The following is a 12,435-nucleotide window of genomic DNA, read 5'->3' as shown; positions in this document are numbered from 1 at the left end:
CTTTGGCTACGTTCAAGCATTAATCGGGCCAGACAATCAAGTACAAGGACAATCAAACAGTTACATCGTCTTGCAAGGTGTTTGCACGCGAAACTGTAAAAAAATCCGACGTCAGTTCAGGGTCTTCAGCAACTGCTCCGCTTCCCTGGAGCCTTCGAACGGCCGCCCGGTTTTCATCGCCTCGCGCAATTCTTCCTGGGCCTCGCCTTGGCGACCGGTCTGCGCCAGCACCTTGGCCAGGTGGTAGCGGATCTCCGGGTTGGCGGGTTCCCTCAGGCGCGCGTCGCGCAGAAGGCTCAGCGCCCGATCCTGCTGGCCGAAATGGTGATGCGCCCATCCCAGCGTGTCGATCACCAGGGCGTTGGCGGGCGCCAGACCATGGGCCTTTTCGGCGGTTTGCAAGGCGGTTTTGTCACCCAGCTTCAGCTGGATGTTGGCCAGGTTGTTGAGTGCGGACACGTCCTGTGGCTGCTGCAACAGCAGCGCCTGGTAGTTTTTCCCGGCGTCGCCATACCGGCCAGCCCTTGCATGCAGGTCGGCCAAGGCATTCAGAACGACCGTGTCCCTGGGCGCCTGACGAAGTCTCTGGGCTGCGGCTTCTTGCGCGCCCTTGTCGTTGCCCTGTGTTTCCAGCGCCTGCATGAGCCGCAGGGTGGTGCTGCTCGAAGGCTCCACGGCATGTGCCTTGCGAAACGCCTCCAGCGCGGGTCCTGGGCGGGTTTGGGCGATGGCGAGATCCCCCGTCAACGTGTGGCCCACGGCACGGCGTGGGTACTTCTGCACGATGTTGCGCGCGCGCTGTTCGGCCTTGGCCACTTCGCCTCGCTGGAACTCCACCCGCGCCATAAGCACTTGGGCGGGCAGCGATTCGGGTTGACCTGTGAGTGCCTTGTCCAGGCTGTAGTACGCGCCATCCAGGTTCTGAGCCGCGAGTTGCTGGGTCGCGATCTCTACTTGCAGATCGGCGTCAAAGTCGGCAAGCCGGGTGGCTCTGCTGAGGGTGCCTCGCGCGCCTTGTGCGTCACCCATGGCCAGCTGTGCGCGGCTGTAGAACAGCAGGCTCGTGATGTTGTCGGACGATTTTCCTTGCGCGATCTTCGCTTCGGCCAGCGCCTGCTCCGGCCGGCCGGCGCGCAGGTGGAGGTCCACCAGTGCGAGGTTCCAGCGAAGCTCGCGTGAGCCCGAGTTGTCCCTGGCCTTCTCCAGCCAGGTCTGCGCTTCAGCGGCTTTGCCGCGCAGATCGGCCACGCGGGCCATGGTGGCCAGGCCATCGGTGTTGCGCGGGTGGATCTTGAGCAGGTTGGTGAGTCGCTGTTCTGCTGCATCGAGTGCGCGGGCATCCAGATCGAGCCGTGCCAGGTGGAGCTGTGCCTGGATCAAGTCGGGCGACAGCTGGGCGGCTTTTTCGAAAGATGCTCGCGCGGCCATCGCGTCGCCATTCTGGGCCTGAGCCTGGCCGAGCAGGTCGTACAAGCCGGCGTTGGCGGGTTGCTGTTTCACCAGGGTCTGGATCAACGCCAGTCCCCTGGCCTGCTGGCCCTCACGCAGGTAGAGCTGCGACAACACGATGGCCGCGGCCAGCTGTTTGGGGTCCTTCTTGTAGGCGGCCTCCAGTTCGGCCAGAGCGCCGGCGGTTTGACCCGAGCCCAGCAGGCCCATGCCGAGGGTGGTCCGGTACTCGGGCAAGTCCTGCGACCTGAGGGTTTGCTGCATGAGGGTGGCCGCCCGTGCGTGTTTGCCCTGCGCGATGTACACCGAGCCGAGCAGGTTGCTGGCCAGACCGTCGCCGGGCTGGTTCTTCAGGTAGTTCTCCAGCAGATTGGCCGCTTCGGTCACGCTGCCCGTGCTCAGGTAAATGCGTGCCAGCAGCCGGGTGACGGGGCTGTTGGGCTGGGTGCGCAGGTACGCCTCAAGGTACTGCCGGGCCTTTTCGGGTTCGTTGAGTCCGTGGTGCGACAGGCCATTGAGCATGAGCAACTGTGAGCGGTACCGCATGAAGGACATGGGCACCGGATCGAGCAGAGAAGTCACCTCTCGCAACGCCGCCTGTGCCTCCGGCACCCGACCCTGTCGTTCGGCCAGCAAGGCCTTGAAGTAGGAGCCACGGGGATCCTTGGGCGCCACGCGCTGCAAGGCGATCGCATCCCGCGCCGCTTCTTCCAACCGGTTGGCATCCAGTTGGAGGCCGATCTGTGCAATCAGCGCTTCGACATGGTTGGCATCCAGTTGCAGCGCCCGGGTGTAGGAGGCGGTCGCACCGGTCAGGTCGCCCTGCACGTGCAGGATCGAACCTTTCTGGTAGTGGGCCTCGGCCATGTTGGGCGCAATGCTCAGTGCGTGATCCACGGCCTGCAGGGCTTCGGTGAACTTCTTGCTGCGGATGCGGATGGGCACTTCGGCCAGCCACACGTCGGGCGACCGGCTGTCGAGTCTTCGTGCGTCGTCGATGGATTTCAGGGCGGGCGCGATTTGTCCCAAGTCAGCCTGAGCGCCTGCGCGCAGCACGTGCATCTGGAGTTGAAGTCCGTTGGGCAGGCCAGCCGGTTGCAAGGCGGGGTGGGCGAGCATGTCCAGCTGCTTGCCCTGGGCAACCATCGACCGGCCCAGTCGCTCCACCACCTCGGCCCGGTTGACGCCCAGCCTCAGAGCCTCATTGAACGCAACTTCGGCCGCCACCACATCGCCGTTTTCCAACAGGGCCTTGCCCAACAGCAGTTGCACCGGCAGGTTGTTCGGGGTGTCTTTCAGCGCGTTCTTGAGCTGGATGATGGAGCCGGAGTAGTCCTTTTTCTCGAAACGTTGCAGCGCGTCTTCGTAAAAGCGTGACGCCGCGGTGTTGCCCTGGGCAAATGCCAGGCCGCTGGTGGCACACAGCACAGCCGCGAGCACCAGCGAATGGAGGCCGCGGGAGTGGGCGAATGAGCGCGGAGTCTGTTGTTTCATGTAGGTATTTTGACTGAAAGTCATCAATCAGTGGCTCTCGTCGGATGCCTCCAGTGGGATTTGGATGACGATACTGGCTGGCATCCATTGTTGTCGGCAGGCGTTGGCCGTTGTGATGCACCCAGCAAAAAGGGGAGCCAATGCTCCCCTTTTTGCGGTTTGTCCGACGCGTCTTACATCGTGTCGATGAAGCTGCGCAGCTTGTCCGAGCGGCTTGGGTGCTTGAGCTTGCGCACCGCCTTGCTTTCGATCTGGCGGATGCGTTCGCGGGTCACGTCGAACTGTTTGCCGACTTCTTCCAGCGTGTGGTCGGTGGACATTTCAATGCCGAAGCGCATGCGCAGCACCTTGGCTTCGCGTGGCGTGAGGCTGTCGAGGATTTCCTTGACCACTTCGCGCAGGCCGGCCTGCATGGCGGCCTCGATGGGCGCGGTGTTCGCCTGGTCTTCGATGAAGTCGCCCAGGTGCGAATCGTCGTCGTCGCCGATCGGGGTTTCCATGGAGATCGGCTCTTTCGCGATCTTCATGATCTTGCGGATCTTCTCTTCGGGCATCTCCATCTTTTCGGCCAGGATGGACGCATCGGGTTCAAAACCAAACTCTTGCAAGTGCTGGCGGCTGATGCGGTTCATCTTGTTGATGGTCTCGATCATGTGCACCGGGATGCGGATGGTGCGCGCCTGGTCGGCAATCGAGCGGGTGATGGCCTGGCGGATCCACCAGGTGGCGTAGGTCGAGAACTTGTAGCCGCGGCGGTATTCGAACTTGTCCACCGCCTTCATCAGGCCGATGTTGCCCTCTTGGATCAGATCCAGGAACTGCAGGCCGCGGTTGGTGTACTTCTTCGCGATGGAGATCACGAGGCGCAGGTTGGCCTCGATCATTTCCTTCTTCGCGTCGCGCGAGGTGGACTCGCCCGAGTTCATGCGCTTGTGGATGTCCTTGAGATGCGCCAACGGCACGACCACGCTGCTCTGGATGTTCATCAGGCCGGTCTGCAGTTCCTGCACCGGCGGGATGTTGCGCTCCATCACCACGCTCCAGGGCTTGCCCGCGGCGGCCTGCTTCTCCACCCACTTCAGGTTGAGCAGGTTGGCCGGGAAGTCGGCGATGAACTTCTCCTGCGGCATGCCGCACTTGTCCACGATGATGCGGCGCAGTTCGCGCTCCTTTTTGCGCACGTCGTCCACCTGGTTGCGCATGGTGCTGCACAGCTTCTCGATGGCCTTGGCGGTGAAGCGGATTGACATCAGCGTCTCGGTGATGGACTTCTGCGTCTTCAAGTAGGTCGGCGTGCCGTAACCTTCCTTGTCGTACGTCTTGTGCAGCTTTTCAAACAGCGTGCGCATGGTGTCGAAGCGGGTGAGGGCTTCGCGCTTGAGCTCTTCGAGCTTGCGGGTCAGCGCCTTGGAGCCGCCCTTGCCGTCGTCGTCGTCGGCTTCGTCGTAGTCGTCGAAGTCTTCTTCGGCCACGTAGTCATCGGCCTCGTCGGCGTCGGCGAAGCCGTCGACCACGGTGGAGATGACGACCTTGCCGCTGCGGATGTCTTCGGCCATCACCAGGATCTCGGCAATGGTGGCCGGGCTCTCGCTGATGGCGGCCATCATGTCGTTGAGGCCACCCTCGATGCGCTTGGCGATCTCGATCTCGCCTTCGCGCGTGAGCAGCTCCACCGTGCCCATTTCGCGCATGTACATGCGCACGGGGTCGGTGGTGCGGCCGAATTCGCTGTCAACGGTGGACAGCGCCGCTTCGGCTTCTTCTTCGGCTTCTTCTTCGGTGGCGGCGGTGGGGCCGGTGTTGTTCAGCAGCAGGGTTTCGGCGTCAGGCGTCTGCTCATACACCGCCACGCCCATGTCGTTGAGCAGCGAGACCACCACTTCCAGCGTCTCGGCTTCGACCAGCTTGTCGGGCAGGTGGTCGTTGATCTCGCCGTGCGTGAGGTAGCCACGCGTCTTGCCCAGCTTGATCAAGGTCTTGAGGCGTTCGCGGCGGTTGCGCGCTTCTTCTTCGGACAGGACGGTTTCGTCCAGGCCGAATTCCTTCATCAGCGCGCGCTCTTTCGCCTTGCTGATCTTCATGCGCAGCGGCTTGACCTTCTCGGTCGTGGTCGAGGTGGTGTCGACCGCTTCGACCTCGACTTCACCGGTCAGGTCGTCTTCGATGTCGCTCAGATCGGCATCGTCCATGTCGCTGCCGGACGACTTGCCTTTGGCATCGGCCTTGGGCTTGCGGCCGCGTTTGGCGGCGGGCTTGTCGTCGCCTGCAGCGGCCTTGGCCGGGCGGCCGGCCTTCTTTTTCGCTGGCGCGTCGTCCAGCAACTCGGTGTCAAGTGCCTTGGCAACGGTCTTTTTGGCAGGAGCAGCCTTGGCGGCGGCTTTGGCGGGGGTCTTGTCGGTCACAGCAGGAGCTTTCTTCGGGGGCAAAGCCGGGGCGGTGGCGCGGGTGACGGCCTTTTGAGCGGGTTTTGTACTGGACGAGACGGGCGTGCTGGATTTCTTCGCGGGCATGAGGACCTCAGAAAAATGTCGAACTGGAACCGGCAGAACACACAAAAAACGCCTGAAGGCCGCGCAACGCGGTCCACCCCGGTGATTTTGTTGGGCACAACGCCCACCTTTCACCGGAAAGGGTGGGCCTGCAAGCTGTTGGGGCGAACATTTGGTGTGCAGTCCTTGCGGGGTTCCGTCAGGCCCGGGGCGGGTCGCTGAGGTGGCCAGGAGAAGTGTCCATGTAGCCCTTGTCGAAGGGCCGGGCCGGTGCCGGAGGTGCTGCTGTCGCGCTTGCGGTGCAAAGCCGTGGATTATACCGCGCTGCCCGTATTCCTGTAGGCTCAGGCGCTGGATTTCAGGGCCACCAGTTGCGCACTCACGCGCTTGTAGTCTTCCAGCGCGCCTGGGTCGCCCTCGGCCACTCGGTCTGCCAGCTGGCGCGCCTGTGCTTCCAGGCCGTCCCGGCGCAGGCGGTTCATCACGTCGGCCAGCTCCGAGAGTTCGGAGGCGGGATCGTCGCTGGGCGGGACTTGTTCCACCTGCGTGCAGCCAAACACCTCGTGCTCGTGCCCCCGCAGGGCTTCACGCAGGGCGGCCCAGGGCTGCGGGCCATGTTCGTGCAGTTGTGTTTCCAGCCAGGCAAACAGTGCTCCGTGGGGCGCGGGCAGGTGGGCCAGCAGGCTGTGGTCGTCTGCCGAGAGGCCGTCCCACGCCTGAGCATTGGCCAGCAGCAGGCCCACGGCGCGGTCAGCGCGGCTGCCTCCCGCGCGACGCGTGCCCAGCATGCGTGGCGGCGGGGGAGGGCCCTTGCGCCATTTGCTGTAGCCCTTTTTGCCGTACGTGCTGCCACTGTCGCTTCGATAGCCGCTTCCACTGGATTCGTAGGAGCTGGCCGACGATTCGTAAGAGGCGCCGCCGTCGTAGCCCGCATCGTGCGACGACTGGGCGGGCGCTTGCCCCGCTGAGCGCGGCGCGCGCGAGCCGCCAGCACTTTGTTGCCAGAGCTGCAGCAGGTCCGTGCTGCCGATGCCGATGCCGGTGGACAGCTCGCTGATCAGCTGGCGCTTCAGGGCGCCGTCGGGCAGCGCGCTCCAGAGCGGGCGTGCCTGGCTGGCCATGCGGGCGCGGCCTTCGGCCGTGGAGAGGTCGCAGTCGGCGCCGGCGGCCTCGATCAGGAAGCGCGACAGCGGCACGGACTCTTTCACGCACTGGGCGAACGCGGCTTCACCGTTGGCACGAATGAAGCTGTCGGGATCGTGCTCGGCGGGCAGGAAGAGGAACTTGACGCTGCGCGTGTCGGTGGCCAGGGGCAGGGCGGCGTCGAGTGCCTTGCGCGCCGCGCGCCGGCCGGCGCCGTCGCCGTCGAAGCTGAACACCACCGAGTCGGTGAAGCGGAACAGTTTCTGCACGTGATCGGGCGTGCAGGCCGTGCCCAACGTGGCCACGGCGTTGGCAAAGCCGAGCTGGGCCAGGGCCACCACGTCCATGTAGCCCTCGGTCACCAGCGCGTAACCTGCCACGCGGATGGCGGTTCGGCCTTCGAACAAGCCGTAGAGTTCGCGGCCCTTGCTGAACACCGGCGTCTCGGGCGAGTTCAGGTACTTGGGCTCACCCTTGTCGAGCACGCGCCCGCCAAAGCCGATGCACTCACCCTTGACGTTGCGGATCGGGAACATGATGCGGTCGCGAAAACGGTCGTACCGTTTCGATTGGCCATCGGCGCCTTTCTCATCCTCGTGCTCGATCACCATGCCGGACTCGACCAGCAGCGGGTCCTGATAGTCCGCAAAAACGCTGGCCAGCGCGCGCCAGCCTTCGGGCGCGTAGCCCAGGCCGAAGGTCTTGGCGATCTGACCCGACAGTCCACGGCCTTTGAGGTAGTCCACCGCGCGCGGCGCGGCCTTGAGGTGTTTGGCATAAGCCTGCGCGGCTTTTTCCAGCACGTCGGTCAGCGTGACCTGTTTCTGGCGCTGCTGGGCTGCGCGTTCGCGGTCTTGCGGCGAGGCGTCGTCTTCGGGGATCTGCATGCCGGTTTGCTGGGCCAGGTCTTTCACCGCCTCGATGAAGCTCATGCCGGCGTGCTCCATCAGGAAGCCGATGGCGTTGCCGTTGGCCCCACAACCGAAGCAGTGATAGAACTGCTTAGTGGGGCTGACGCTGAACGACGGCGATTTTTCGCCGTGGAACGGGCACAGGCCCATCAGGTTGGCGCCACCCTTCTTGAGCTGCACGTAGCGACCCACCACGTCGACCACGTCCACGCGGTTGAGCAGTTCCTGGATGAAGGTCTGGGGGATGGCCACAAGGGTATTCTCTCGCAAGGCCCCAGAACACAAGGAGACAACCGCCATGACCAGCATCTTCGACCAGGACCTCCCGCGCACCGAGGCCAACTTCGCGCCTTTTTCCCCGCTCTCGTTCATCGAACGCACGGCCGAGGTGTATCCCGAGCGGCTGGCGGTGGTGCACGGCGAACTGCGCCAGACCTGGGGCGAAACCTACACCCGCTGCCGGCGCCTGGCCAGCGCCTTGCAGCGCGCCGGTATCGGCAAGAACGACACCGTGGCCGTGATGCTGCCCAACACGCCGCCGATGGTGGAGGCGCATTTCGGCGTGCCCATGGCGGGAGCGGTGCTCAACGCGATCAACACGCGGCTGGACCCGGAAGCCATTGCTTTCATGCTCGACCACGGCGAGGCCAAGGTGGTGATCGTGGATCCGGAGTTCTCGCTCACGCTGAAAAAGGCGCTCACGATGCGCCAGGCCAGCACGCCGTTGCTGGTAATCGATGTCGAAGATGCGCTGTTCACCGGCACGGCCGAGCGCATCGGCAGCAGCACCTACGAGGCATTTCTGGCCGGTGGCGACCCGGCGTTTGCCTGGAGTCTGCCGGCCGACGAGTGGGATGCCATCGCGCTCAACTACACCAGCGGCACCACTGGCAACCCCAAGGGCGTGGTCTATCACCACCGCGGAGCGGCGATGAATGCGGTGTCCAACGTGATGGAGTGGGACATGCCCAAGCACGCGGTGTACTTGTGGACATTGCCCATGTTTCACTGCAACGGCTGGTGCTTTCCGTGGACGGTGGCCGCGCGCGCGGGCGTCAACGTGTGCCTGCGCCGCGTGGAGGCGCAGGCGATCTTTGATGCCATGCGCAAGCACGGGGTGACGCACTACTGCGGCGCGCCCATCGTGCATGGCATGCTGGTCAATTCGCCCGCCGCGATGAAGGTGGGGCTGCCGGCTGGCGTGAAGGCCATGGTGGCGGGCGCGGCGCCCCCGGCCTCGATGATCGAGGGCATGGAGCAGATGGGCTTTGACCTCACCCATGTGTACGGTCTGACCGAGGTGTATGGCCCGGCCACGGTGTGTGCGAAGCACGAGAGCTGGGATGCGCTGGAGATCGGTGAGCGTGCGCGGCTCAACGCGCGCCAGGGCGTTCGCTACCACCTGCAGCGCGACGTGCGCGTGCTCGATCCCGAGACGATGCAGCCCGTGCCGCAAGACGGCGAGACCATGGGCGAGATCATGTTCAAGGGCAACATCGCAATGAAGGGCTACCTGAAGAACCCCAAGGCCACCGCAGAGGCCTTTGCCGGTGGCTGGTTCCACAGCGGCGACCTGGCGGTGCAGCACCCCGACGGCTACTTCAAGATCAAGGACCGCAGCAAGGACATCATCATCTCGGGCGGCGAAAACATCTCGTCCATCGAGGTGGAGGACGTGCTCTACCGCCACCCTGCGGTGCTGGCCGCCGCGGTGGTGGCCAAGGCCGACGCCAAGTGGGGTGAGACGCCGTGCGCCTTCGTCGAGCTCAAGGCCGGCGCGGACACCACGGCCGAGGCCATCGTGGCGCACTGCAAGCAACACCTGGCCGGCTTCAAGGTGCCGCGCGCGGTGGTGTTCGGAGAGCTACCCAAGACCAGCACGGGCAAGATCCAGAAGTTCGAGCTGCGCAAACGGGCGGGCTCTGCCGCCGCCATCGACGTTTAGGGCCTGTTCACACTATTTTTCCAAGTGCGAAGGGGTTGAAAACAGCGCCAATCGAGGCGCGCGACAACGGCCAGACTGGGCGTCTGGCCTAGGAGTGCAACGAAGAGTGGCGCTGTTTTCAACCCCTTCCCTTCGCTTCCCTTCGGGTTGCGGCCAAAAAGGCCATGCGCCGCGTTGCGAAGCCTCGCGGGGCCACCGGCCCGTCTGCGTTTCGCGCCTTGCGCATGGCCTTTTTGATCCGCAACGCATCTTGGAAAAATAGTGTGAACAGGCCCTAGTCGCCGGCCACGATGCCCTCGCGCCGCGGGTCGGCGCCACCGCGCCATGCACGGCCACTGCGCACGAGGGCTTGTGCGCCACTGGTGAGCTCACCCTGTTGCACGGTGTGACCGCGTTGCTGCAAGGCCTCCACCGTCGCCAGGGGGAAGCGGGCTTGCTCCAGCATCAGCGGCCCCCCGAGCGTGCCGAAGTTGGGCAGGTTGACAGCGGCCTGCGGCGACAGCCCCCACTGCAGCACGCCATGCAACACCTTCGCCGTGTAATGAATGATGAAAGCACCGCCCGGGCTGCCGGTGCTCATGAGCAGCTCGCCCGAGACTTTGTCGAACACCAGCGTGGGTGACATTGAGGAGCGCGGCCGCTTGCCGGGCTCGACCCGGTTCGCCACGGCTTGACCCTGGGCATCGCGTGGTGTGAAGCTGAAATCGGTGAGTTCGTTGTTGAGCAGGAAGCCCCCCGGCCGTGTTGGGTCGGTGGTGACCATGAGGCGCGCGCCGAAGGCAGATTCGATGGTCGTGGTCATGGCCAGCGCGTTGCCGAAACCGTCCACGATGCTGACGTGGCTGGTGCCGTGCTCGGGCTGGTCGGGCATGGGTGCCCAGCCGCTGCGCGCCCCGCCAGGCTCGCCGGCCGCGGCTGTGGGCATGCGCGCGGCGCTGATCAGGTGCGCACGCTCGTCGAGGTAACGTGCGTCCAGCAAGCTCGTCCATCGGCCTGCGGGCGGTGCCACGAAATCCGGGTCGGCCAGGTACCGCGCGCGGTCGGCGAACGCCAGTCGCGACGCTTCGTTGTAGCTGTGCAGCCAGTCCACCGAGGGCAAGCCGTTGATCAACGGCGCAGAGTCTTGGGGCGTGCGTGCGAGCAAGCCCAAAATCTGGCCGACGGCAATGGCGCCGGAACTTGGCGGTGGGAATCCGCAGATGCGCAGCGCACGCAAGGCGGTTGCGTGGTCGTGGCAGAGCGCCTCGCGCTCGCGGGGCTGGTAGCGCTGGAGGTCGTCCATGCTCAGGGTGCCGGGCAGGGTGGGGTGTTGGTGCACCTTGCTCACAATGGCGCGCGCGACCGGACCTTCGTGCAATGCGATGGGACCCATGGTCGCGATGTTGCGCAGCACCTGTGCCAGCTCAGGGTTGCGCAGCACATGGCCCACCGGGTGGGGCTGACCGTCGGCGCGGTAGAAATACGTCGCGGCCACCGGGTCGGTTTTCAAGGCTGAATCGGCCGCCAGCAGGGTGTGCAGGCGCGGGCTGATCGGAAAGCCTTGTTCGGCCAGGACGATGGCTGGATCGAACAACCGTGCCCATGGCAGCTTGCCGTGTTGCCGGTGGGCCAGGGCCAGCATCATCACGGCGCCCGGCACGCCGACCGAACGCCCGCTGGCCACGGCCGTGGCGAAGTTCAGCGGATCACCTTGCGCGTTCAGGAAGAGTTTTTCGTCCACCGCAGCGGGCGCGGTTTCGCGGCCGTCGAAGGCCTGCAGCCGGCGTCCGTCATGGTGCAGCAGAAAGGCGCCGCCCCCGATGCCACTGGATTGCGGTTCCACCAGCGTGAGCATCATCTGCACCGCAATCGCCGCATCCACCGCGCTGCCGCCGACACGCAGGATCTGCGCCCCTGCTTCGGTGGCCAACGGATTGGCTGCGGCCACGGCCTGTCGCCGGAAGGTCCAGCCCGGTTTTGCCGTGAAGCCAGAGGCAGATTCGGACTGTGCCGGTGGTGCGGCTGCGCCGGTCAACCGGATTGCGCCCACCGGTCCGGCACAGGCTGCCAGTGTCGCGCTGATCCACAACGGCAGCACAAAACGGATCAGCGGGTGTGTGCGATCTGTCATGGAAGGACTTTGCTTGATGACCTGTGCGCAGGCTCAGTTCAGCGCGGCGCCAGGCGGATGGCGCCATCGAGACGGATCACCTCGCCGTTGAGCATGTCGTTCTCGATGATGTGTTTGGCCAGCTTGGCATAGTCGGTCGGGGTGCCCAGGCGGCTGGGGAAGGGAACGCTGGCGGCCAGTGCGTCCTGCACCTCCTGCGGCATGCCGAACAGCATGGGCGTGCCGAAGATGCCGGGGGCGATGGTCATGTTGCGTATGCCGTTGCGCGAGAGGTCGCGCGCGATCGGCAGCGTCATGCCGACGATGCCGCCTTTGCTGGCCGCGTAGGCTGCCTGGCCAATCTGACCGTCGTAAGCCGCCACGCTGGCGGTGCTGATCATCACGCCGCGCTCACCCGTGGCTTCGGGTTCGTTCTTGCACATGGCGTCGGCCGCCAGGCGGATCATGTTGAAGCTGCCCACCAGGTTGACCATGATGGTCTTGGTATAGATGCCCAGGTTGTGCGGACCGTTCTTGCCCACGGTCTTCTCGGCTGGCGCGATGCCCGCGCAGTTCACCAGGCCCATGAGCTTGCCCATCGACAAGGCCTGAGCCACCACGGCCTGGCCATCGGCCTCGCTGCTCACATCGCATTTCACGAAGGCGCCACCGATCTCCTTGGCCACGGCTTCGCCTTTCTCAGCCTGCATGTCGGCAATGACGACCTTGCCGCCGTTGGCCGCCAGCATGCGCGCCGTGCCTTCGCCCAGACCCGATGCGCCGCCGGTGACGATGAATACCTTGCCTTGAATGTCCATGGTGTGCTCCTGTGTCGTTGAAGGGTGCTTGACGTTGACGTAAACGTCAATCAGGTGGCGATTATGCGGCAGGCTGTTGTCACGGCATTGTCATCGG

6 protein-coding genes are annotated in these 12,435 nt (G+C 64.8%); 1 reads left to right on the top strand and 5 read right to left on the bottom strand.

Features of this window, described 5'->3' with window-relative positions; translation table 11 throughout:
• Positions 1–111: 111 nt before the first annotated feature.
• The 3 genes from prsT to dnaG all read right to left on the bottom strand — a co-directional run bounded on the left by prsT (position 112) and on the right by dnaG (position 7,738).
• Positions 112–2,943, bottom strand: coding sequence for an XrtA/PEP-CTERM system TPR-repeat protein PrsT (prsT, locus tag ASE11_RS15695; RefSeq protein WP_056273448.1), 2,832 nt, complete (start codon positions 2,941–2,943; stop codon positions 112–114).
• A 173-nt stretch (positions 2,944–3,116) separates the two neighbouring features.
• The gene (gene rpoD, locus ASE11_RS15690; protein ID WP_056273444.1) at positions 3,117–5,453 is read right to left on the bottom strand and encodes an RNA polymerase sigma factor RpoD; all 2,337 of its coding nucleotides are present in this window, start codon (positions 5,451–5,453) and stop codon (positions 3,117–3,119) included.
• Between the two features lie 323 nt (positions 5,454–5,776).
• The gene (gene dnaG, locus ASE11_RS15685) at positions 5,777–7,738 is read right to left on the bottom strand and encodes a DNA primase (protein ID WP_056273441.1); all 1,962 of its coding nucleotides are present in this window, start codon (positions 7,736–7,738) and stop codon (positions 5,777–5,779) included.
• 46 nt (positions 7,739–7,784) lie between these two features.
• Between dnaG and ASE11_RS15680 the strand changes: the two genes are divergently transcribed.
• Complete coding sequence (locus ASE11_RS15680; protein ID WP_056273438.1) at positions 7,785–9,431, top strand: acyl-CoA synthetase; 1,647 nt, start codon at positions 7,785–7,787, stop codon at positions 9,429–9,431.
• A 274-nt stretch (positions 9,432–9,705) separates the two neighbouring features.
• On the opposite strand, the gene ASE11_RS15675 is transcribed toward ASE11_RS15680, so the two are convergent.
• On the bottom strand, positions 9,706–11,541 hold the full coding sequence (locus tag ASE11_RS15675; protein ID WP_082585769.1) for a gamma-glutamyltransferase family protein: 1,836 nt from the start codon (positions 11,539–11,541) through the stop codon (positions 9,706–9,708).
• Between the two features lie 38 nt (positions 11,542–11,579).
• The gene (locus tag ASE11_RS15670; RefSeq protein WP_056273433.1) at positions 11,580–12,338 is read right to left on the bottom strand and encodes a 3-hydroxyacyl-CoA dehydrogenase; all 759 of its coding nucleotides are present in this window, start codon (positions 12,336–12,338) and stop codon (positions 11,580–11,582) included.
• Positions 12,339–12,435: the final 97 nt, after the last annotated feature.

This window comes from Hydrogenophaga sp. Root209 (assembly GCF_001428625.1).
Classification (GTDB): Bacteria; Pseudomonadota; Gammaproteobacteria; order Burkholderiales; family Burkholderiaceae_C; genus Hydrogenophaga.
The sequence above is the reverse complement of the archived record's forward strand: the minus strand, read 5'-3'. Positions and strand labels throughout refer to the sequence as shown.

Coding starts and splice junctions, on each gene's coding strand:
- prsT (WP_056273448.1), bottom strand. CDS start 2,943: ATGAAACAACAGACTCCGCGCTCATTCGCCCACTCCCGCGGCCTCCAT.
- rpoD (WP_056273444.1), bottom strand. CDS start 5,453: ATGCCCGCGAAGAAATCCAGCACGCCCGTCTCGTCCAGTACAAAACCC.
- ASE11_RS15680 (WP_056273438.1), top strand. CDS start 7,785: ATGACCAGCATCTTCGACCAGGACCTCCCGCGCACCGAGGCCAACTTC.
- ASE11_RS15675 (WP_082585769.1), bottom strand. CDS start 11,541: ATGACAGATCGCACACACCCGCTGATCCGTTTTGTGCTGCCGTTGTGG.
- ASE11_RS15670 (WP_056273433.1), bottom strand. CDS start 12,338: ATGGACATTCAAGGCAAGGTATTCATCGTCACCGGCGGCGCATCGGGT.